This window comes from Nostoc cf. commune SO-36 (assembly GCF_023734775.1).
Taxonomy (GTDB): Bacteria; Cyanobacteriota; Cyanobacteriia; order Cyanobacteriales; family Nostocaceae; genus Nostoc; species Nostoc commune_A.
Genome location: NZ_AP025732.1, coordinates 4,245,001 through 4,268,078, shown reverse-complemented (window position 1 = coordinate 4,268,078; position 23,078 = coordinate 4,245,001). Strand labels below are relative to the sequence as shown.

The 23,078-nt window shown below is 42.7% G+C and carries 15 protein-coding genes and 4 pseudogenes (1 of these 19 running past the window's edge); 11 read left to right on the top strand and 8 right to left on the bottom strand.

Annotated elements, in window-relative coordinates; genetic code table 11:
• The first annotated feature begins 200 nt into the window (after nt 1–200).
• From ANSO36C_RS19155 to ANSO36C_RS19145, 3 genes are all read left to right on the top strand, one after another.
• Nucleotides 201–503, top strand: a complete 303-nt coding sequence (locus tag ANSO36C_RS19155) for a DUF6444 domain-containing protein (RefSeq protein WP_251955817.1) — start codon at nt 201–203, stop codon at nt 501–503.
• A gap of 86 nt (nt 504–589) precedes the next feature.
• A complete protein-coding gene (locus ANSO36C_RS19150; protein WP_251955816.1) occupies nt 590–907 on the top strand; it encodes an IS66 family transposase in 318 nt (105 codons plus the stop codon).
• Nucleotides 908–923: 16 nt separating this feature from the next.
• A complete protein-coding gene (locus ANSO36C_RS19145; protein WP_251955367.1) occupies nt 924–1,523 on the top strand; it encodes an IS66 family transposase in 600 nt (199 codons plus the stop codon).
• A 160-nt stretch (nt 1,524–1,683) separates the two neighbouring features.
• Here ANSO36C_RS19145 and ANSO36C_RS19140 read toward each other — a convergent pair whose 3' ends face one another.
• Nucleotides 1,684–2,109, bottom strand: coding sequence for a universal stress protein (locus ANSO36C_RS19140; protein WP_251955815.1), 426 nt, complete (start codon nt 2,107–2,109; stop codon nt 1,684–1,686).
• A gap of 351 nt (nt 2,110–2,460) precedes the next feature.
• Entirely contained in the window at nt 2,461–3,762 is a 1,302-nt protein-coding gene (gene hisD / locus ANSO36C_RS19135; RefSeq protein ID WP_251955814.1) for a histidinol dehydrogenase, read from the bottom strand.
• Nucleotides 3,763–4,420: 658 nt separating this feature from the next.
• On the opposite strand from hisD, the gene rpsT reads away from it, so the two are divergent.
• The 6 genes and pseudogenes from rpsT to ANSO36C_RS19105 all read left to right on the top strand — a co-directional run bounded on the left by rpsT (nt 4,421) and on the right by ANSO36C_RS19105 (nt 16,882).
• Nucleotides 4,421–4,720 (top strand): 30S ribosomal protein S20, encoded by a 300-nt coding sequence (gene rpsT, locus ANSO36C_RS19130; protein WP_251955813.1) that lies wholly within the window; start codon nt 4,421–4,423, stop codon nt 4,718–4,720.
• Nucleotides 4,721–4,803: 83 nt separating this feature from the next.
• A complete protein-coding gene (locus ANSO36C_RS19125) occupies nt 4,804–5,601 on the top strand; it encodes a TatD family hydrolase (RefSeq protein WP_251955812.1) in 798 nt (265 codons plus the stop codon).
• Between the two features lie 743 nt (nt 5,602–6,344).
• Nucleotides 6,345–9,644: a DNA-directed RNA polymerase subunit beta gene (gene rpoB / locus ANSO36C_RS19120; protein WP_251955811.1), complete on the top strand. Its 3,300-nt coding sequence runs from the start codon at nt 6,345–6,347 to the stop codon at nt 9,642–9,644.
• 114 nt (nt 9,645–9,758) lie between these two features.
• Nucleotides 9,759–11,640, top strand: a pseudogene (locus ANSO36C_RS19115) (DNA-directed RNA polymerase subunit gamma).
• A gap of 103 nt (nt 11,641–11,743) precedes the next feature.
• Nucleotides 11,744–15,796, top strand: a pseudogene (locus ANSO36C_RS19110) (DNA-directed RNA polymerase subunit beta'').
• Nucleotides 15,797–16,219: 423 nt separating this feature from the next.
• Complete coding sequence (locus ANSO36C_RS19105) at nt 16,220–16,882, top strand: GIY-YIG nuclease family protein (RefSeq protein WP_251955810.1); 663 nt, start codon at nt 16,220–16,222, stop codon at nt 16,880–16,882.
• A gap of 245 nt (nt 16,883–17,127) precedes the next feature.
• On the opposite strand, the gene ANSO36C_RS19100 is transcribed toward ANSO36C_RS19105, so the two are convergent.
• From ANSO36C_RS19100 to ANSO36C_RS19090, 3 genes are all read right to left on the bottom strand, one after another.
• The gene (locus tag ANSO36C_RS19100; protein ID WP_251960372.1) at nt 17,128–17,907 is read right to left on the bottom strand and encodes an ABC transporter ATP-binding protein; all 780 of its coding nucleotides are present in this window, start codon (nt 17,905–17,907) and stop codon (nt 17,128–17,130) included.
• Nucleotides 17,908–18,047: 140 nt separating this feature from the next.
• On the bottom strand, nt 18,048–19,775 hold the full coding sequence (locus tag ANSO36C_RS19095) for a DNA adenine methylase (RefSeq protein WP_251955809.1): 1,728 nt from the start codon (nt 19,773–19,775) through the stop codon (nt 18,048–18,050).
• Nucleotides 19,768–19,944 (bottom strand): hypothetical protein, encoded by a 177-nt coding sequence (locus tag ANSO36C_RS19090; RefSeq protein ID WP_251955808.1) that lies wholly within the window; start codon nt 19,942–19,944, stop codon nt 19,768–19,770. Before ANSO36C_RS19090 ends, ANSO36C_RS19095 begins: the two co-directional genes overlap by 8 nt.
• 862 nt (nt 19,945–20,806) lie before the next feature.
• On the opposite strand from ANSO36C_RS19090, the gene ANSO36C_RS19085 reads away from it, so the two are divergent.
• A complete protein-coding gene (locus ANSO36C_RS19085; protein WP_251955807.1) occupies nt 20,807–21,118 on the top strand; it encodes a helix-turn-helix domain-containing protein in 312 nt (103 codons plus the stop codon).
• Between the two features lie 14 nt (nt 21,119–21,132).
• Here ANSO36C_RS19085 and ANSO36C_RS19080 read toward each other — a convergent pair whose 3' ends face one another.
• On the bottom strand, nt 21,133–21,375 hold the full coding sequence (locus tag ANSO36C_RS19080; RefSeq protein WP_410174619.1) for a transposase: 243 nt from the start codon (nt 21,373–21,375) through the stop codon (nt 21,133–21,135).
• 276 nt (nt 21,376–21,651) lie between these two features.
• A pseudogene (locus tag ANSO36C_RS19075) lies at nt 21,652–21,873 on the bottom strand (transposase family protein); the annotation flags it as partial.
• A gap of 383 nt (nt 21,874–22,256) precedes the next feature.
• Here ANSO36C_RS19075 and ANSO36C_RS19070 point away from each other — a divergent pair.
• Complete coding sequence (locus tag ANSO36C_RS19070) at nt 22,257–22,670, top strand: transposase (protein ID WP_323374606.1); 414 nt, start codon at nt 22,257–22,259, stop codon at nt 22,668–22,670.
• A 378-nt stretch (nt 22,671–23,048) separates the two neighbouring features.
• On the opposite strand, the pseudogene ANSO36C_RS34315 reads toward ANSO36C_RS19070, so the two are convergent.
• Nucleotides 23,049–23,078 (bottom strand): annotated as a pseudogene (locus ANSO36C_RS34315) (NF041680 family putative transposase); its annotated part runs 1,040 nt beyond the window's last position; the annotation flags it as partial.

Below are 23,078 nucleotides of genomic sequence, written 5' to 3'. Positions count from 1 at the left end.
AGATGACTCGAAGAATCTCTTTTTTCTCTCTGTGCCTCTGCGGTTTCAAAGTAATTTAGTTAACCACAGAGACGCAGAGAAAACAGAATCGAATAATTTTTATTTAATCGTCGGCTGTTAAAACTTGTTTAATTGTAACTGCCCAGGTAGGAAAGTCAGGGATATTCCCGTGAAGGGAGGAAAGATGGTAATGTTCAAGAATGAGTCCAGAAGAAAAAGATCAAAAAATAGAAAGGCTAGAGCTAGAGGTTAAGGCACTGCTGGAAAGGATAGCAGAGCTAGAGAGAAGTTTGGGACTAGATAGCCAAACAAGTTCAAAACCACCAGCCAGCGACGGACTCAAAAAGTCAAATCAAATACGGACAAAAAGTTTAAGAGAAAAAGGGAAGCGGCCATCAGGGGGGCAGATAGGTCATCCAGGGCAGACATTAAAACAAGTATTAGAGCCAGAGAAAATAGTAGAACATCCAACACCATGCTCATGTCCTGGATGTGGCAAGTGATATTGGGGATGTAGGAATCAAAAAATCATCAAGCGACAAGTAATTTGATATAACCAGCCCCACGCATCATCGTCACAGAACACAGAGTGGCAGTCAAAGAATGTCCAGAATGTAAAACTCTCCTACAAGGTAGTTTTCCAGAATCTGTCACAGCACCAGTACAGTATGGAGCCAGAATTAGAGCAGTTGCAGCTTATCTAAATCATCAACACTTTATTCCCGAAGACCGATTGAGTGAAGTGCTGCTAGATTTATTTGGTTGCCGAATGACACCAGGGACAATCGCAAAGACAACTTTGACTCTGGCTCAAATCATAGAACCAGTAGTAGCAGAGATGGCCTCTGAGGTAAAAGCAGCAGCAGTTAAACATTTAGACGAGACTTTCTTTGAGGATTGGTGGTAAAACCAATTGGCTGCACGTGGTTGCCACTAAAACACAAACTTGGTATCGAGTTTCTCCTCAACGTAAAGACATAGAAGTATTAGCTGATATCAAGGGTGTAGTAGTCCACGACCATTGGAAACCCTATTATCAACTCCTTGATGTCAATCACGCTTTGTGTAATGCCCATCATCTTCGAGAACTCAAAGCAATAGATGAAATCGAGCAAGAACCTTGGGCTAAATCCATGAACAAGTTGTTGCTTTTAGCTTGCAATTACAAGCATCGTTATCAATCAGGTATTCCCAAAAATGTTGTTGCTCGTCTGACTCAACTGTACGAGCAAATTCTACAACGAGGGCTGAGTTTTCACTCCTCTCAATCACCCCTAATCCGCAAAGGTAATCGTGGGCGGGTGAAACGACGTGTTGGTCATAACTTGTTGTTGCGGCTTCAAAATTTTCAGAGTGATGTTTTACGGTTTCTGACACAACCTGATGTTCCCTTTACCAATAATCAGGCAGAACGTGACTTGCGGATGATGAAATGTAAGCAGAAGATTTCCGGTGGTTTTCGCTCCTTCGAGTTTGCGGTTTCATTCGCTAATATCCGTTATGCATCTTTCCACTGCTTCTAAGCAGGGTCTTAACTTACTGGAAGTTATTACTCAGGCGCTACTTGGTAATGTCTCTGTTTTTCTCGCCTCAATTACTACTAGCTAGGCAGTTACTACAAATTAATTTTAACTCTGAAAAAATTTGACACTGAATGCAGTGATTGCTTCCCCTGACAAATTTTTACCTCGGTTTGACGACTAATACTGAACAATAAGCCTCTTCTACAACTTGACTGCTAACAGAACCCTGAACAATTCGCTTCATCCCCATCAATCCACGACTGCCAATTATAATCAAGTCAGTTTTATAAATATTGGCAAGGCGAATAATCTCTTCAGCAGGATCACCAGTTACTAGTTCTAACTCACTTGTGAGTGATAACTTTTCCTGATAAGATTGCAGCTGTTTTTCAATCTGAAAATAAGAAAATGTTGGGGACTCTGGCTGAGGACGATCAGCGGGTAGTTCCATCTCTGACTCTGGTGTGGGAAACACATGACAAAAAATAACCTTGGAATCTTTTGACAAGGCTAAATTATCTAAAGCCTGAATTACTCGTTCTGAAATTTCCGAACCATCCAGAGCTACCAAAACACTATTTAGCATCGCTCTCGTCTCCTAAAGAGTAGACCCTTTACATAATAAGTATCTAGCAAAATTCGTCGGTAGCGACACTAAACCAATTTTTTATTTACCAATTAGTCTATATATTTAAGGCTAGGCGATAGATCATCGCATTACTTTCATAGTAGTGAATTGTGGCAACTGTTCTAGAGAAGCTTTTCACAAGTTTTTGCCACTGAAAACACCTGCCCTATAAATTACCCGTCGGCAATGCCCGACTTGTAGACGCTTAAAGGGCATCTGAAGGCAGGATAAGTGGCGTGCTTTAGCGTAGCTCACCGTCGGTATCGCTATCCCAACTTTTAGTTATAAGAAAAAATTAAGCATTCCAAATCACTCTTCTTGCTGAATTCGGCGTCTTACTGAATCAGCATGAGAAGGTAAACCTTCTGCTGTTGCTAGCACATCAATGGCACCAGCCACATTTTGCAGCGCGGTTTGAGAGTATTGAATAATACTAGAGTGTTTGAGGAAAGTTTCAACCCCCAATGCCGAAGCATAGCGGGCAGCGCCAGAAGTTGGCAAAGTATGGTTAGGGCCTGCTAAATAGTCTCCTACAGCTTCTGGTGTTGAATAACCCAAAAAGATTGCCCCAGCGTGACGAATCTGTGGGAGGAGCGCCCAAGGATCTTTGATTTCTAATTCCAGATGTTCGGGGGCAAATTCATTTGAGAGTTCTGCTGCTGCTTGGAGCGATTCTACAAGGATAATCAAGCCGTAGTGAGCGATCGCTTTTTCTGTGTCTATTCGCCGTGGATGATCCACTAACTGTCTTTCCAAGGCTAATTGTACGTTTTTCGCCAAAGCAGCATCTGTCGTCAGCAAAATTGCTGCCGCCATTGGATCGTGTTCGGCTTGAGCCAGCAAGTCAGCAGCTACATGTACTGGATTTGCGGTTTCATCGGCAATTATCAGCACTTCGCTGGGGCCTGCCAAAGAATCAATACCGACGATGCCGTAGACAAGTTTTTTTGCTAGGGTGACATAAATGTTACCAGGCCCAGTAATTACATTCACTTTCGGAATCGTATCTGTGCCATAAGCTAAAGCAGCGATCGCTTGTGCGCCCCCGATGCGATAAATTTCTTGTACCCCTGCTTCTTGGGCAGCCACCAAGACTGCTGGATTAATTACACCCCCTGCCCCTGGTGGTGTCACCATCACCACGTGGGGTACAGCAGCAACATGAGCCGGAATTGCATTCATCAGCACTGTACTGGGATAGGCGGCACGGCCACCAGGCACATATAACCCGGCTCGGTCTACAGGGGTGTAGCGTTTGCCCAGTACTACTTCATCATCGCCAAAGTGTACCCAACTTTTCGGTACTCGCTGACGATGAAACCCTTCAATTTGGCGGCAAGCTAGCCGAATTGCGGCTAAAAACTCCTTCGATACCTGTTGATAGGCTGCATCCAGTTCCGAACCTGTAACTCGGAGCTCTTCTGCTTTTAGGGTTTGTTTGTCAAATTCAGCTGTGTAATGCAATACAGCTTTGTCGCCTTGGCGCTTCACTGCTTGCAAAATTTCCCGTACCGTTGCTTCTTTGTGAAGCACCTGTTCATCATGGGTGCGCTCGCAGATCCGTTGTAGTTCTGCTCTAACGTCTGCCTGCTGAGTAATGATTCGCAGCATGGAGTAAGGACAATGCCAAAATAATAATATTTATTGCCACCTGAGATTAGTATTGCTCTTGACCCACTGGGGTATGTAAGCTGACTCTAATTCTCTTCTCTAGCTTAACCTGGATTTTTTTGATACTCTCAAGGCTACCAGCATATATTTTGCTTGAGAAGGTAACTTAATTACTCACTCCGACAAGCCTTGGCAGGCTAGTGGTAGAAAGGAGATGCCATTTTCCGCTACCCTTATAGCCTTTGCCTCACTCCTTGCGGAGTGCTGGTGGTGTGTTTGCATATTTGTACAGATTACGATATGTCGGTTCTATACTTGGAGATACCTGAAACTTAGCTTTTTACAGTTGCTTGCCTTTGACAATACATCTGCTTTACGGCCAGATTATTTATTATTGGCAATCACATTGCTTTTTAATCAGGTTGTGATGATTTAGGGTAAGAGTTTTATCTAGCATCTATGTCTCATTCTAACGCATTTCCTAAATTGACAACAGACTGAGTTGGGCACTGGGCAAGTAGAACTACTAATTATTCACCCATGCGCCATAATTCAATACCAAATTTTTTTTAGGAAATTATAACATTAGCAATTTGGATGCTATATTAGTAAGTCTAGTAGTGTGTGTACATAATTAATAGTATTTTTGGAATTGACTGTGGCGAATACAAAGTCTGCTCTCAAGCGTGCCGGAATCGCAGAACGTAACCGACTGCGTAACAAAGCTTATAAATCAGCAGTCAAGACGCTGATGAAGAAATACGTTAATGCTGTAGCTGCTTATACAGCTAATCCTACCCCAGAACTAAAACAAGAAGTGCAAGATCGGTTATCTGAAGCTTACAGCAAAATCGATAAAGCGATAAAACGGGGTGTCCTTCACCCAAATAATGGGTCAAGAAAAAAGTCAAGATTAGCTAACCGACTAAAACCTTTGGCACAAACAGCGACTGAGTAGTCATTTGTCCTTAGTCATTAGTTATTGGTATTGGTCACAAAACAAACGACAAATGACGAAGGACAAACAACAAAAAACAAAAGATGCAACTGATAGACACGCACGTACATCTTAACTTTGATAGTTTCCAGCCGGATTTAGCAACAGTGCGATCGCGGTGGCAAAAAGCAGGTGTAGTGCGTTTAGTACATTCCTGTGTTCACCCGGAGGAGTTTTCCAGTATTCAATCCATAGCCCAAGAGTTTCCCGAAATCAGCTTCGCAGTGGGATTACATCCTTTAGATGCTGAAAAATGGAATAGCGACACAGCCGAGAAAATCAAAACTTTAGCGAGTTCTGACTCGAATGTGGTAGCAATTGGGGAGATGGGGCTGGATTTTTACAAAGCTGATAACTACGAACAACAATACATGGTGTTCGAGTCACAGTTGGCGATCGCATCTGAACTCAACTTACCAGTGATTATTCACTGCCGTGATGCTGCTGTGGCAACCAGGGAAGTGTTGCAAAAATGGCGGAAACTCAAAGGTGAAAGAGTGCGCGGTGTCATGCATTGCTGGGGAGGAACGCCAGAAGAAACTCAATGGTTTCTCGATTTAGGCTTCTACATCAGCTTTAGCGGAACGGTAACGTTCAAAAATGCCAAAGCGATCCAATCCTCAGCGGCAATGGTAAGTAGCGATCGCCTATTGATTGAAACAGACTGTCCATTTCTCGCTCCAGTTCCGAAACGGGGCGAGAGACGTAACGAGCCTGCCTACGTACTTTATGTAGCCGAGCAAGTAGCTAAACTGCGTCAGGAAACGTTAGAGGCGATCGCCCATCAAACCACCCAAAATGCCTGTGAGTTATTTGGTCTGTCGATATCACCTGTGTCTTAGTGTTTTTTGTTAAGTTGTACTAAAAAAAATAAAACTATAGGGGGACAAAAATATGCTAATATTATTCCCTCAAAAACATTTTGCTTGCGCCATAATGATAAAAGAAGGAGCTTAAAACTTCTCATTTGACATTTTTTTGTGCTGTTATGGCTTGGCCATCCTCCCAATCTCTACAAACGGATGCTCTCCACAGATGACTAACCGTGCCAATCCAAATTGAGCTAGACTTTTACACAACATCGGTTTGATGTCTATTGAACCTATTCAAAATCGTTAAACAAAATTGCCTTGTGAGTAAAATTCAGCAAAATGAAGTGATTCTGATTCAAAGCCAAAAAGGTGCGGATCATCCCCTCAGTCTTAGCTTATCTAGGATATCACTGAGAGTATAAACAGCGAGGTGCATTAAAGACACACTGTGTAGTGCTGTGTCAGGAAATTAAAGCGCTTTTTGGAGGGGAAGTGAGGAAAGTAAATCAAACTCAGGGATATCTTAACTGTATATTCTTCTTGAATCAAAACTATAGCTGGTTTCTGGCTTCTGAGTCACCCATGAGCGGCGATTACCGCCTTGTCAAGATTGCCTATTCCTGCCAGCTTTAATCGCTGCGTTTGCCCACACTTGTAAATAACAAGTGTGTAAGAAGAAAGTTCCCAAACAGCTAAGGACACTGGCTAGCAGTGGGAAGCGTTAAACAGCAGTGTCCAAAGAAAAATTTAACCAGGTTGACAAAGGTAGAGGCATGACTAAAGAAACGTATATGGAACCCGCCTTTCTGTTGCCCGACTTGATTGAAATCCAGAGGTCAAGCTTTCGCTGGTTTTTAGAAGAAGGGCTGATAGAAGAACTTAACTCCTTTAGTCCTATTACAGATTATACGGGTAAATTAGAACTGCACTTTTTGGGTCATAACTACAAACTCAAGGAGCCAAAGTACAGCGTTGAAGAAGCGAAACGGCGGGATAGTACTTATGCTGTCCAAATGTATGTTCCCACACGACTGATTAATAAAGAAACCGGGGAAATCAAAGAGCAAGAGGTATTCATTGGTGATTTGCCTTTGATGACCGATCGCGGCACGTTTATTATTAACGGAGCCGAGCGGGTAATTGTCAATCAGATAGTGCGATCGCCAGGGGTCTATTACAAATCAGAAATCGACAAAAACGGGCGGCGTACTTATTCAGCTAGCTTAATTCCCAACCGGGGAGCATGGCTGAAATTTGAAACAGACCGTAACGATTTAGTTTGGGTACGCATCGACAAAACCCGCAAACTATCAGCGCAGGTACTTCTAAAAGCTTTAGGGCTATCAGACAACGAAATATTTGACGCCTTACGCCACCCCGAATATTTCCAAAAAACTATCGAAAAAGAAGGGCAGTTTTCTGAAGAAGAAGCCCTGATGGAGTTATATCGGAAACTGCGTCCTGGTGAACCACCCACAGTATTAGGTGGACAACAACTCCTAGATTCTCGTTTCTTTGACCCGAAACGTTATGACCTTGGTCGCGTTGGACGGTACAAACTCAACAAAAAATTGCGCCTTTCTGTCCCAGACACAATGCGAGTGTTGACTGCTGGCGATATTTTGGCAGCCGTGGATTACCTGATCAACCTAGAATATGACATCGGTAATATCGATGACATTGACCATTTAGGCAACCGTCGGGTGAGAAGCGTCGGTGAATTGCTGCAAAACCAAGTGCGGGTAGGCTTAAACCGCTTAGAGAGAATTATTCGGGAACGGATGACCGTATCCGATGCTGAAGTACTAACTCCCGCTTCCTTAGTGAACCCCAAACCATTGGTAGCAGCAATTAAAGAATTCTTTGGTTCCAGCCAATTAAGTCAGTTCATGGATCAAACCAATCCCTTAGCAGAACTGACCCACAAACGCCGTCTAAGTGCCCTTGGTCCTGGTGGTTTAACTCGTGAACGCGCTGGTTTTGCCGTGCGAGATATTCATCCTAGTCACTATGGACGCATTTGCCCCATTGAGACACCAGAAGGCCCCAACGCCGGATTGATTGGTTCCTTAGCAACCCATGCGCGGGTAAACTTGTACGGCTTCTTAGAAACACCATTTAGACCTGTAGAAAATGGGCGAGTCAGATTTGATCTGCCTCCAGCCTACATGACAGCTGATGAAGAAGACGATCTGCGGGTTGCTCCGGGAGATATTCCTGTAGATGAAACCGGGCACATTATTGGGCCACTAGTGCCAGTTCGTTATCGCCAAGAATTTTCCACCACAACACCAGAACAGGTGGACTACGTAGCAGTATCTCCCGTACAGATTGTGTCGGTAGCAACCAGCATGATTCCCTTTTTGGAACATGATGACGCTAACCGAGCGCTGATGGGGTCGAACATGCAACGGCAAGCAGTACCCCTGCTCAAGCCAGAACGCCCTCTGGTGGGTACTGGTTTGGAAGCCCAAGGAGCAAGAGACTCCGGGATGGTAGTTGTATCGCGTACCGATGGCGATGTGACTTATGTGGATGCTACAGAAATTCGCGTCCGTCCCAAAGCTAACAACTCCGAAATTAGATACACCCTTTCCAAATACCAACGCTCCAACCAAGACACCTGTTTAAATCAGAAACCTCTCGTCCGCATTGGTGAACGGGTTGTTGCTGGTCAAGTGTTGGCTGATGGCTCCTCCACCGAAGGCGGTGAATTGGCGCTAGGACAAAATATCGTCGTTGCCTATATGCCTTGGGAAGGCTACAACTACGAAGACGCAATTTTAATCTCTGAAAGGCTTGTGCAGGATGATGTCTACACCTCAATTCACATTGAAAAATATGAAATTGAAGCCAGACAGACAAAACTGGGGCCAGAAGAAATAACTAGAGAAATTCCTAACGTTGGGGAAGATGCCTTGCGTCAGTTGGATGAACAGGGGATCATTCGCATTGGGGCATGGGTAGAAGCTGGTGATATCTTGGTAGGAAAAGTCACACCCAAAGGTGAATCTGACCAACCGCCAGAAGAAAAACTCTTACGTGCCATCTTTGGTGAGAAAGCACGGGACGTGCGAGACAATTCTCTGCGAGTACCAAACGGTGAAAAAGGCCGCGTAGTTGATGTGCGCTTGTTTACTCGTGAACAAGGTGATGAACTGCCACCAGGAGCCAATATGGTAGTCCGGGTGTATGTTGCTCAAAAACGCAAAATCCAAGTTGGGGACAAAATGGCAGGACGCCACGGTAATAAAGGGATTATTTCTCGGATATTACCAGCAGAAGATATGCCTTATTTGCCCGATGGTTCACCAGTGGACATTGTACTTAACCCCTTGGGTGTACCCAGCCGGATGAACGTCGGACAAGTATTTGAGTGCCTCTTGGGTTGGGCTGGTCAAACCTTGGGAGTCCGATTTAAGATTACTCCATTTGATGAAATGTACGGTGAAGAGACATCTCGCCGAATCGTGCATGGCAAATTGCAAGAAGCACGTGACGAAACAGGGAAAGACTGGGTATATAACCCAGATAATCCAGGCAAAATCATGGTGTATGACGGTCGTACAGGCGAACCATTTGACCGAGCAATTACCATCGGTGTGGCTTACATGCTGAAGCTGCACCACCTGGTCGACGACAAGATCCACGCCCGCTCCATCGGCCCGTACTCGCTGGTCACCCAGCAGCCACTGGGCGGCAAGGCGCAGTTCGGCGGTCAGCGCTTCGGGGAAATGGAGGTCTGGGCTCTGGAAGCCTACGGCGCCGCCTACACCCTGCAGGAGATGCTGACGGTGAAGTCCGACGATATGCAAGGGCGGAATGAAGCGTTAAATGCGATCGTTAAGGGTAAAGCGATTCCTCGACCTGGAACCCCAGAGTCATTTAAGGTGCTGATGCGCGAGTTGCAATCATTAGGGTTAGATATTGCTGTACACAAGGTAGAAACCCAAGCAGACGGTAGTTCCCTAGATGTGGAAGTCGATTTGATGGCAGACCAATCAGCCCGTCGCACACCTGCTCGACCCACTTATGAATCTCTTTCCCGCGAATCTCTGGAAGAAGACGAGTAAATAATTCGTAATTAATAATTCGTAATTCGTAATTAATTCTTGAATTACGAATTACGAATTAGAAATTGTTAATTACGAAATTACGAATTAGAAATTGTTAATTACGAATTAAATATGAGACCTGCCCAAACTAATCAGTTTGACTACGTAAAAATCGGCTTGGCTTCCCCCGAACGCATTCGGCAGTGGGGCGAAAGAACATTGCCTAATGGTCAAGTAGTCGGTGAAGTTACCAAGCCAGAGACGATTAACTACCGAACTCTCAAGCCAGAGATGGATGGCTTGTTTTGTGAGCGCATCTTTGGCCCCGCGAAAGATTGGGAATGCCATTGTGGTAAGTATAAAAGAGTCCGTCATAGAGGTATTGTTTGTGAGCGCTGTGGCGTGGAAGTCACCGAGTCACGGGTGCGTCGCCACCGCATGGGCTATATTAAACTCGCCGCACCAGTAGCTCATGTTTGGTATCTCAAAGGCATTCCTAGCTATATTTCCATCCTGTTGGATATGCCCTTGCGGGATGTCGAGCAGATTGTCTATTTCAACTCTTATGTTGTCCTGAGTGCAGGTAATGCCGAAACTTTAACTTACAAACAACTACTGAGTGAAGACCAGTGGTTGGAAATAGAAGACCAAATTTATAGCGAAGATTCTGTGCTGCAAGGCGTAGAGGTAGGTATTGGGGCTGAAGCGCTGTTGCGTTTGCTTGCCGATATCAATTTGGAACAAGAAGCCGAAAGCCTACGCGAAGAAATTGGTAACGCCAAGGGGCAAAAGAGAGCCAAGCTAATTAAGCGACTGCGGAGTGATTGACAACTTTATCGCCACTGGTTCCAAACCAGAGTGGATGGTAATGGCAGTTATTCCCGTGATTCCCCCTGACTTGCGCCCAATGGTGCAGCTAGATGGCGGACGGTTTGCCACCAGCGATTTGAATGATTTGTATCGGCGGGTAATTAACCGGAACAATCGTTTGGCACGCTTGCAAGAAATTTTGCGCACCAGACATTATTGTCCGGAACGAAAAGCGGATGCTGCAAGAAGCAGTGGACGCCTTGATTGACAATGGTCGTCGGGGACGCACTGTGGTAGGGGCAAATAACCGACCCCTGAAATCTTTGGCCGACATTATTGAAGGTAAGCAAGGACGTTTCCGACAAAACTTGTTAGGTAAACGGGTTGACTACTCTGGACGTTCGGTAATTGTAGTCGGGCCAAAGCTGAAAATTCACCAGTGCGGTTTGCCTAGAGAAATGGCAATTGAGCTATTTCAACCATTTGTAATTAACCGCCTGATTCGTAGCGGCATGGTGAATAACATCAAAGCTGCGAAAAAAACTTATATCCCGAAATGATCCCAGTGTTTGGGATGTGCTGGAAGAGGTAATTGAAGGACACCCTGTAATGCTAAATCGGGCACCAACGTTGACACCGTTTGGGTATTCAGTCTTTTGAACCAATTTTAGTAGAAGGTAGAGCGATTCAACTGCATCCTCTAGTTTGTCCAGCGTTTAACGCCGACTTTGACGGCGACCAAATGGCGGTACACGTCCCTCTATCGTTAGAAAGTCAGGCTGAAGCGCGGTTGTTGATGTTGGCTTCTAACAATATTTTGTCACCAGCCACGGGTAGACCAATCATCACGCCTAGCCAAGATATGGTGTTGGGAGGCTATTATTTAACAGCAGAAAATCCGGGTGCGACAAAAGGAGCAGGAAATTACTTTTCTTCGCTAGAGGATGTAATTATGGCTTTCCAGCAAGATCAAATTGACTTGCACGCCTATATTTACGTAAGGTTCGACGGTGAAATAGAATCAGACCAGGCGGATACAGAACCGGTAAAAGTGACGGAAAACGAGGATGGTACCCGCACATTACTCTATAAGTTCCGTCGAGTCAGACAAGACGCTAAGGGCAATGTACTTTCACAGTATATATACACAACTCCTGGTCGCGTTATTTACAACAATGCCATTCAGGAAGCACTTGCAAGCTAATTCGTAATTTCTAATTCGTAATTCGTAATTGAAGCAATGAAATACGAATTACGAACTACGAATTAAGAATTATTAATTATTGATGACTCAGGACTAATGATTAATGACTAACGAAAAAATGATTTTTCGCAATCGCGTTAGTTAACAAAAGTCAACTGCAAAAATTAATTTCTTGGGCTTTTACGAATTATGGTACAGCGCGAACCGCAGTGATGGCGGACAAATTGAAAGATTTGGGATTTCGTTACGCTACCAAAGCCGGGGTTTCCATCAGTGTAGATGACTTGATGATACCACCAACCTAAGCGATTGCTCTTAGAAGCAGCCGAGGAAGAAATTCGCGCTACTGAAACCCGTTATCAACGGGGAGAAATCACTGAAGTAGAACGCTTCCAAAAGGTAATCGATACTTGGAACGGTACTAGTGAAGCCTTGAAAGATGAAGTAGTCGTTCACTTCAAGAAGACTAATCCCCTGAACTCCGTATACATGATGGCATTCTCCGGGGCACGGGGTAATATCTCACAAGTGCGGCAGTTGGTGGGGATGCGGGGACTGATGGCAGATCCTCAAGGGGAAATTATCGATTTGCCCATTAAAACCAATTTCCGTGAAGGATTAACTGTGACGGAATATATTATTTCGTCTTACGGTGCCCGAAAAGGATTGGTGGATACTGCCTTGCGGACGGCTGACTCTGGTTATCTCACCCGCCGTTTGGTGGACGTATCTCAGGATGTAATCATTCGAGAATTTGACTGCGGCACCACTAGAGGTCTTGCGATTCGACCAATGACAGAAGGTGCCAAAACTTTGATTCCTCTGGGAACCCGCTTGATGGGACGGGTAATTGGCGAAGATGTGGTGCATCCAGTCACAAAAGAAGTTATTGCAGCACGCAATTCCCCAATTCCTGAAGAATTGGCGAAGAAAATTGAAGAATCTGGGGTGGGAGAAGTTGTGGTGCGATCGCCACTAACTTGTGAAGCCGCACGTTCTGTTTGTCAACACTGCTACGGCTGGAGTTTGGCACACGCTAAGATGGTGGACTTGGGCGAAGCTGTAGGGATTATTGCTGCCCAAAGTATCGGTGAACCTGGTACTCAGTTAACCATGCGGACATTCCACACTGGTGGGGTGTTTACTGGAGAAGTGGCGCAACAAGTTCGTTCCAAAATTGATGGGACTGTCAAGCTTCCTCGCAAACTGAAGACTAGAACGTATCGTACCCGCCACGGGGAAGATGCCCTCTATGTTGAAGCTAATGGCATCATGCTTCTGGAACCCAAAAAAGAAGGTGATGTTACTCCAGAGAACCAAGAGGTTCATCTTACCCAAGGTTCAACACTATACGTATTTGATGGAAATAAGGTAAAACAAGGTCAGTTGTTGGCAGAGGTTGCCCTTGGTGGACGGACAACTCGGACTAATACAGAAAAAGCAGTTAAAGATGTCGCTTCTGACTTAGCAGGGGAAGTACAATTTGCCGAAGTTGTTCCAGAACAAAAAACTGACCGTCAAGGCAATACCACAACCACAGCCGCACGCGGTGGTTTGATTTGGATTTTGTCTGGGGAAGTTTACAACTTGCCGCCAGGGGCCGAATTAGTGGTGAAAAATGGTGATGCGATCGCTGCTAATGGAGTTTTAGCAGAAACCAAGTTAGCCAGTTTACACGGCGGTGTGGTGCGCTTGCCCGAAGCTACCCCAGGTAAGAGTACCAGAGAAATTGAGATTATCACTGCTTCTGTGGTTTTAGACCAGGCAACCGTGACAGTCCAAAGTTCTCAAGGTCGCAATAACTACTTAGTCTCCACGGGCAACAATCAGGTATTTAACCTCCGAGCTACACCAGGCACAAAAGTGCAAAATGGTCAAGTAGTAGCTGAGTTAATTGATGACCGCTATCGCACAACTACTGGTGGATTCCTGAAATTTGCTGGTGTAGAAGTCCAGAAAAAAGGTAAAGCTAAACTGGGTTATGAAGTCGTGCAGGGCGGTACCTTGTTGTGGATTCCCGAAGAAAGCCACGAAGTTAATAAAGATATCTCCTTGCTGTTGGTGGAAGATGGTCAGTTTGTCGAAGCTGGCACCGAAGTGGTGAAAGATATCTTCTGCCAAAACAGTGGTGTGGTAGAAGTGACCCAGAAAAACGACATCCTGCGGGAAGTTGTGGTGAAGCCAGGGGAACTGCTGATGGTGGACGATCCCGAATCAGTTATTGGCCGAGATAACACCTTCATTCAACCAGGTGAGGAATTCCAAGGTAATGTTGCCACGGAATTGCGTTATGTCCAGTATGTGGAAAACACCAGAAGGCCCCGCCCTGTTGAGCCGTCCAGTAGTCGAGTTTGCCGTACCAGATAATCCAGATGTGCCATCAACTACATCTGTAAGTCAACAAACTGGGCGCTCGATTCAGTTGCGGGCTGTACAGAGACTACCTTACAAAGATTCAGAACGTGTCAAATCTGTTGAAGGTGTAGAACTACTGCGAACCCAGTTAGTGCTGGAAATTGAGCAAGAAGGGGAACAAGATCATAATGCTTCACCTCTGGCAGCAGATATTGAATTAGTAGAGGATACTGAAGACCCAGAAGTTCAACGTTTACAACTGGTAATTTTGGAATCCTTGGTAATTCGTCGAGACATTACCGCCGATGCCACCCAAGGTAGCACCCAGACTACACTTGAGGTACACGATGGGCTAACCATCGCCCCAGGTTCTGTAGTCGCACGTACCCAAATCTTGTGTAAAGAAGGCGGGGAAGTGCGAGGTGTCCGCAAAGGAACCGAAAACGTGCGTCGCTGCTTAGTATTACGTGACGCTGACAGGCTTACCATTAATACTAGTACTCAGCCCAAGGTGAAAGTGGGTGACTTGCTAGTAGAAGGTACAGAAGTTGCTCCTGGAGTTTTTGCTCCAGAATCAGGGCAAGTAGTGGATATCAAAAATGCCGCTGCTGCATCTGGTGGAGAATCAGCTTTGAGTACTAAAAACTACGTTGTTACTACCCGTATCGGTCGCCCTTATCGAGTCAGCCCTGGTGCTGTGTTGCAGATAGAAGACGGCGATTTAGTACAACGGGGTGATAACTTGGTGTTGCTGGTGTTTGAACGCGCCAAAACCGGAGATATCATTCAAGGTTTGCCCCGGATTGAGGAACTACTTGAAGCTCGTAAACCGAAAGAAGCCTGCATTTTATGTCGGCGAGGCGGAGAAGTTAAGGTAGTTTATGCTGAAAGTGGTGATGAAGCGATCGCTATTAAGGTCGTAGAATCAAATGGCGTGGTGACAGATTATCCTTTGGGCCCCGGACAAAACTTGATTGTGCCAGATGGCTCAATGGTATTAGCGGGACAACCGTTAACTGATGGCCCATCTAATCCCCACGAAATTTTGGAAATCTTCTTTAGCCTGGGTTCTGAAGACGGAATCTATGCTTGTGCCAGCATTGCCTTGCAGAAGGTACAAACATTCTTGGTGAATGAAGTGCAAATGGTGTATCAGTCTCAAGGGATTGATATTTCCGATAAGCACATTGAAGTAATTGTTCGCCAGATGACCAACAAAGTCAGGATTGATGATGGTGGTGACACTACCATGCTTCCCGGTGAATTGGTGGAACTGCGCCAAGTTGAGCAGGTGAACGAAGCTATGGCAATTACAGGCGGTGCGAGGGCACAGTATACCCCAGTATTGTTGGGGATCACCAAAGCATCGTTGAACACTGACAGCTTTATCTCCGCAGCATCCTTCCAAGAGACAACACGGGTACTTACCGAAGCAGCTATCGAAGGTAAATCTGACTGGCTGCGCGGATTAAAGGAAAACGTGATTATCGGGCGATTGATTCCGGCTGGTACTGGGTACAATACCTATGAAGAACCCGGTGCGATCGAAGATTATGCTGCTGAAATTACCAGTAGTGTCTTGGATGAAATTGATGATCCCCTGGATATGGTCTTAGATGACCGCACAGCTCGCACCTATAATTTAGATTCTCCTACTCTTGGAGAATCAGGTTTTGGCAGCAGACGTGCAGAAAGGTCAGTTCTGGATGACGAAGATGAGTTAATCGCCGATGAAGTAGCAGATGATGACGATTACGAGGAAGAAGAGGAAGACGACGAAGATGATTTTGACGATGAATAGAGACACAAAATTTCAAGTCTCTATTAAAAGGTAATATCAAGCCTAGTACGTGGTTTATTACTGTTAAGACAGTGATAAACCACGTTTCATTAGGAGTCTGCTTGATTACTCATAAAAAAACTATCTCACACCTTGACAAGGCGAGCAATCAATACTATTTATTAATCGGTTAAACATTTTAAACTTATCTAAAGCTTGTAACTATTTAATAACACGAACTTTAAAAAAGCCAGTAATTCCATGCACAATCGCGAAAGGTTGGTTGATTTAAGACACACTCATTTCCAGAAAAGCTTACCTCTAAATCAGCAAGTTATTAACTTAGCAGGAAATATAGATACCCATGCCTTCTTAAGAAACCCAGCCTCTCACAACATTTTTCTTTACCTAACAGACTAATTAATAACTCGGAGATAAACTACGATGGAAACTCAGCACAACCCGCTAATTGAACATCAAAATGTTCCTATAAACCACCAGGGGCTACATGAATTTTTGTATAGTTCTGATGACGAACACACCGCTATTGAGGTGAGTATAACCCCTGAACTGGCAAACAATGGTACTGAAATCATTGACCTTGAAGCTTGGAGTGCATCTGCTCAGAACGCTAAAATTGCTGGTGTTTACGCAGTATTAGACGCACAACGCCGCACGCAGTACATTGGCTATTCTCGGAATGTGTTGCTTTCCCTAAACGCCCATCTTCGCCAAAATGGTCAGCAAAAGTGTGCTTTTGTGCGCGTGCAAGCATTCAAGTTCTCCAAGCGTCAACAAATGGAAGATTTGCGAGATGAGTGGATAGCAGAACTTGAAAGCACACCACCTGGTAATGCAACTGATAGCGAAATGTGGGCTAGCACAGTAGGCGAAGCTACTAAGGCGGTAATGTCACAGGTGGAACGTCAAGCTTACGAGGAGAAAAAGCTAAAACTGCGGAAAGCAATGGCTGACACAACCCTCTCTAAAGAGTCTGAAAAAATAGATGCGAGTATAGCCGAACGTCAGCGTCAACTTGAAGCTGCTGTGACAAATGATGACTGGAGTGTAATTATTGACGCACAGACACAAGAAACCAAGTCTTAGGATGAGTGTTCAGCCCTCTCATTATTTCTCCAATTAAATACCCCATCCTGTAAATAGATGGAGTATTCAAGTGTTTAGATGAATGTTATTGCTTGCTTGGCATAAACGCTATGCAGCTTTAAAGATGTCTGCTTAAGGTAGTTTTTTGCCTACAATCACATTTGATTTATTATTTTAAAAATGAAAAATGTTTCTTCCTATCATTTAACCCACGTAGATTAAAAGCCATAACTGTAATTGATTCATTATGAAACAGCAGAAATGGCACAAACTTGTAAACCAACGGGTGTGTTAATAATCACAGATTCTACACCAAATACTTGTGCGATCGCATTTGGTGTCAGAACTTCTTCAGGTGTACCAACTTCCCAAATATGACCCTGTTTTAATAATGCAATGCGGGAACTATACCGTGCTGCTAAATTCAGTTCGTGTAAAACTGTGACAATAGTTAATTCCTGCTGCTGATTCAGTTCTTTAAGCAGTTCCAATAGTTGCAATTGATAGCTGATATCTAAAAAAGTTGTAGGTTCATCTAATAGTAAAACTTTTGGTTCTTGCGCTAGTGCTAGAGCTAAAAAGGCGCGTTGTCTTTCACCACCTGAGAGTTGTTCGACCAAGCGATCGCTTAATTTTTCTAATTGCGTCTTTTTAATTGCAACTTCAACTTTGAGCCGATCTCCAGCGTTTAATTCCCATTGCCACCAAGTTTGATGCGGTGTGCGTCCTAAACTTACTAATTGTCGCACTGTTAAGCCAACGGGAACCGTTTCTTGTTGCGGTAGTAATGCCAGTTTCTGTGCAACTAGATTTGGGGGTTGAGAGTGAATTGCTTTGCCATCAAGTAGCACTGTTCCATGTTGTGGCGAGAGAATACGACTCACCAATTTGAGTAAAGTAGATTTACCTGAGCCATTAGCACCAACTAAACTCAACCATTCTCCTGTTTGCAGAGTGAGGTTAATGTCTTGGACAATTGGTGTCAAAGCGTAGCCGCCCGTGAGATTTTGTAGTTCAAGTGGCATTTGCTGAAATTCAACAATTAAAGGTGTAGTAAACACCATTTTTACAGAAGGGATGGCTCTTTAAAGAAAAACTTTTTAATTTATAGCGAGATAAGCTTAGAATTACTAAACTAAAAACTTGCTTGATGTACAAAAATATTTTACGAATCGGCATCATTCCATCCATAATTATCTGTTTGAATATGTTTATCTATCAACTGAACTAATTTCATAAGATAAGTGTAGTTATAACCATACTCACTGATAATTTTCTCAGCGTCTGCATCTGCAATACCTTTGATGTAACACTGTCTTTCACTCACTTCCAAGAACATTTCACCCTGAATTGGGTTGGTATTTGTTTGTTTATTAATTCTTTGTCTTTGCGCTAGTTGCCAAGCATTATCAAACTTTTTAGCCCGAATTAGGCTAATAATTTGCTGTGCTTCTTCTATGTATCCTTTATCATTTAATTGGCTTGCGATACTAAGCGCATTAGCACCATGTTCTAGTGTTCGTCCGCTATATCCTAAAGGATGAGCAGCAGCATCACAAAATTCATCTAGTGATGAGTTTGTTTGAAATTTACCGTTTTCGTCTTTGTTATTTGTATACGTTGCTTCGCATTTAACAAGTTTAGCTGTCTCAATCCGCTTGCGGTGTTCAAACTCCCGTAACAATTGAAATCCATCTTTGATACGGTGTAAATTCTCATCAAGAACACGAGATTCGATTTCAACTTTAGAGAGATCAGATCCAACACGTACAATAGGAACTTGATCTAAATCAGCTTCGATAGCAGCTCGGCAACGACGATGCCCAGAAATGATTTGCAGGGTTCGGCCTTGTTGAGTTACCAAAATAGGATTGTTTTGGAAAAATCCTTTTTCTCGGATTGATTCAATTAAATCTGATATATTATCTTCCGTTCCGTATATTTCAGTATTGAGTGGATGAGGCTTTAGTTTCTTTGGATCAGCGTTTTCACTGTGGAGAAATACTACTGTTGATGTGGTATCAGATAAGTCTGTAGTAGCAATTTTAAAGCTAGCCACTAGTAACTCTTTTCCTCCTTTGGATTTGCGTCCTTCTGCATTTGTCATGCTATATAGCTTTTCCCAAGGATAAATATTAGCCCAAGAATATAAATCAAGAATTCCAGGAGAATTGTCAATCGTCATTAACCAATTATGAGGACAATTCCTTAGTTCTGCTGCTAATAAACCGTGATTAAAGCCTGTGTGTAAATTTCCTGATTTACCGTATAATTTTGATGCTTCGGCTGACAAATATGGAGGATCAAGAAAAATAAAGACGTTTTTTCCTGGCTTGCGAATAAGTTCTTGGTAATCCTGAGAAGTAAAGATAACCTTTTTTAAGCACTCATTTAATGCACGTAACCTTTCAATACTCGAAACTGTAAAACGGTCACAGTATGCTAACGGCGTTAGTCCACCAGATTCAGTTGTTTCACTAGAAGTGCTTCGATTCAAAATAAAAAATTTTGCAGCACGGTGTAGACGATTATTTGGTAATGTCTCAAGCATTTTGAGATAGTCACTACGGAATTGCGTCCATTCCGAACTTTTATGCTTTGGTCCACTGTAAGCTATGCGGAGATCAGTGACCAGTTTACAAAGAGATTCAACATCCTCTTGAGTTTGACACCAAAAATCCATCAATAAAGAATGAGCATCATTTCCCCAATACAACTCCGCAGATAAGTTTGCAATTGCATATAGTAAAACGCTACCACCACCGAGAAAGGGTTCACGGAATTCTTTAATACCAAGTGTTGTATTAACTCGATCAATGACTTCGGACAAAAACGGTATATCCTTCTGCTTTCCCCCTGGATATCGAAGAGGAGACTTTAGTTCTTTAATCATAGGAATTTTCTGGATCATCAATTAACTCAATTGAGGCAAGCCACACAACTTCCTCCCAATTTTCATCTATCGGTGCTGGCAGTTTGCCGAATTTTTCTTGAGTACTGTTAGCAAATGAAACAAGAACTTCAAAAGGGAGTTCGCTAAAACCTCGATCAAATTCAATCAAGTCCTTTATAAACTTGTCGATGCAATCTGATTTGCGATTTTAAAAACTTCCATCCATCGTTTATCCTCTTGATTATAAATAAGACATCCAAAATGCTGCTTAACTTCATGGGTTACACGTTCTAACTTTTCACTATCCACTCCAAAAAAACCACTATTCAGGAGAGAAAGTCTAAATTATCTTAAATCTTCCTAACGTTTAACAGGTGAATTAATGGCAATACTGCAAGTAAAACATGTTTGTCTTTTATCTGGAGGAGGAGCGTTTTTTGCCCAATTTTTTGGCCCATTACCGGAAACTCCATCTAACACCCAAGGCTCGCACTTAAGTTCATTTAGAATTCTGTAAGCACGGTCACTCTCAGTTTTGTCCTCCTGTCCAGGCCACTGTCGGATAAACGCAAAAGTAATCCAGTCATTTGCAAAGATGTCAAAACATTCCTTAAAGTTATATAGCGGTTATCGATTGGATGAAAACACCAAAGTCCTTACTGTCAAATCATTTCAGCAAAGTTTTTGTATCTCACTCAACTGCATACCGCTATATACACAAATATCGATCACATGTTTTGTTACTCCAGGATGTGTCAGAATTAACTCCGCAGGATGCTTAGAAATTCCTTGCTTTAAATTCATATCCATCATAATAAGTACTTCAGCAAAATTAATTATACATTTATAAAAATAATTTTATAAAATAAATTATTAATAGTAATAAAGAGAGAAAATATGCGATTTATTAGAGATTTGACTTTTGACACAGCCAAATTATTAGAGACAATATATAAACAAAGTGTACATTATCAAGTTAGGCAAAGAGCGCATGTATTTTATTAAGCTATCAAGGCAAAACAATTCCTGAATTGATAGAACTTTTTCAAGTAAGCAGAGTTACTGTATATAACTGGATGAACGATTGGGAAGATAAAAGATTATTAGGATTATATAATCAAAAAGGAAGGGGGAGGAAACCAACTTTTAATGAAGAACAAAAGCAAAAAATAAAAGAATGGGTAAAACTATTCCCAAAAGATTTAAAAAAAGTATTGGCAAAAATTAGGGAAGAATGGGGAATAATAGTTAGTAAAGATACAGTAAAACGGATATTAAAAAGTTTGACCATGACCTGGAGAAAATTTAAAAGGGGATTAGCCGGAGAACCAGACCCAGGGTAAGCGCATCTCAAACCCTATTGACAAGAAGCATTTGAAGCATCATGATGGTGTGATAAACAAGTAGCAAGAATCGTCAACATATAGTTGTTATCCATAGCAGCTCGATTTGATTTTTGACGATTACTACGCTTGAGCGAGCGCTCTAAATTTAGTGCATTAAGTGCTATACGTCGCAGGAACGACAAGTTTTGTGGAGCATGACCAGTACGGACGCGGCAAGCATCTTCATTGAACGTAACGTCCAAACTCCAATGCAATCCATTTTCAACGCCCCAGTGGAGACGGATAGCTTGCCCTAATTTATCAAAGCAGAATTCAGGAGTCAGGAGCCAGAATGGGCTAAACCTTAGCTATCCGCTAACAGAATTGAATTCTGTGCGAGTGGCGAATGAATAAAGGGCGTTTTTGCACCCCCGCTAAATTAAAAATTTAGTGGTCTACAATTAGTGGCGGGTCTGAATCCCTCACTAATTGATTCTGACTCCTGTTAGCGGTAGCGGGGCGTTTAGCCCATTCTGACTTCTGGATTCTTCTTCAAAGACTCGTCGGAATGTATCTGCGCTTGGAATGCCTTCAGGTAAAGCTAAAAACTGCTCTAACCATTCGTATTTACTCAATCCATAATTTTCCATGTCCTCCCATCCATTGGCTCCTGCAATCACTGATAGTATTGCAATTATTAAAATATCTGTTAACAAATGGACACGGGTTCTTTCTACACGAGGGTCTTCTATTTCGCTAAAAATTAATTCCATCTGTTCTGTTAGTGCTAGCGCATTGGCTATACTCAATTTTTTTGAGGTTTTAATCGTTGGTTTTGAAGATTTTAAACCTGATGCCATGAGACTGCCTCTGATGCTAGATAGATGCTTTGATTATTAGCCTACTACTGAATGTCTTTAATGCTTAAATCTTCTTTTTAAGATCACAATTGTGCAAAACAATCTGTCATTTTAACTACAAAATTAGATGCGCTTACCCTGGAACCAGACCCCTTAGAATACAAGGAAAAACAGTTAGTACTTACCAAACTAAAATAACAAGAAAAACGTGGTGAAATTGATTTAAGATATTTAGATGAAAGCGGTTTTTTTTAACGCCTTACGTACCTTATGGATGGCAAGAAAAAGGAGAAAATATTACCATCAACAGTAGTCGAAGCCGTAGACTAAATGTACTTGGTTTAATGAATATTCATCAAGAATTAGATGCCTATATATTTGAAGGCAGAATTACAAGTGAAGTAGTTATATCCTGTCTTGATAAATTTGCGGAAAATATCCACATAAAAACGGTGGTAGTTATGGATAAGGCATCATTTCATAGAAGCAAAAAAAACCAGGATAAAATCAGCGAATGGAAGCAGAAAAATTTAGAAATCTTTTTGTTACCATCCTATTCTCCACAACTGAACTTAATAGAAATTCTCTGGCGATTTATGAAATATGAATGGATAGAAATAGATGCTTACTCTAGTTTGCAGAATTTAGTTAACTATGTTGAAAAAGTCATTCGAGAATTTGGAAAAGAATATACAATTAATTTTGCATAGGTACTTACAGCAAATTGCAATCAAACGTGCCACAGATAAAACTACTGAAAGCAATACTGGGGTTTGTTTTAGGATTTATTTTGTAGTGGGTTTGATCGAAAACTGCTGTAATAGCAAAGGATTGATATTTATTCTGTCAGAAAACTAAAAGCTACTTTATGAAAGGATACTACCAATATCTAGCAGACGAAGAAAACAATTTGACTTTCTGATATATGTTTAGTTACTTCGCGTAATTGCCTCACTCAAACAAAGGGTATTTAATTTCTTGAGTTTGGACTAATTTGCATTTAGCAGCAATGAATAGAAGGCAAGAGAAAGTGACCCAACTTCTTTTAGAGGCTGAGTTAAGTTGAATCATTGAAAAAGAAGCAGAAACTAAGCAGTAGTTAGATCAGCATTTTTAAG

Bases quoted from the DNA above. Each gene is read 5' to 3' on its own strand.
- ANSO36C_RS19125 (WP_251955812.1), top strand. From the start codon at position 4,804: ATGCAACTGATAGACACGCACGTACATCTTAACTTTGATAGTTTCCAG.
- ANSO36C_RS19140 (WP_251955815.1), bottom strand. From the start codon at position 2,109: ATGCTAAATAGTGTTTTGGTAGCTCTGGATGGTTCGGAAATTTCAGAA.
- ANSO36C_RS19095 (WP_251955809.1), bottom strand. From the start codon at position 19,775: ATGATTAAAGAACTAAAGTCTCCTCTTCGATATCCAGGGGGAAAGCAG.
- ANSO36C_RS19105 (WP_251955810.1), top strand. From the start codon at position 16,220: ATGGAAACTCAGCACAACCCGCTAATTGAACATCAAAATGTTCCTATA.
- hisD (WP_251955814.1), bottom strand. From the start codon at position 3,762: ATGCTGCGAATCATTACTCAGCAGGCAGACGTTAGAGCAGAACTACAA.
- ANSO36C_RS19155 (WP_251955817.1), top strand. From the start codon at position 201: ATGAGTCCAGAAGAAAAAGATCAAAAAATAGAAAGGCTAGAGCTAGAG.
- rpoB (WP_251955811.1), top strand. From the start codon at position 6,345: ATGACTAAAGAAACGTATATGGAACCCGCCTTTCTGTTGCCCGACTTG.
- ANSO36C_RS19100 (WP_251960372.1), bottom strand. From the start codon at position 17,907: ATGCCACTTGAACTACAAAATCTCACGGGCGGCTACGCTTTGACACCA.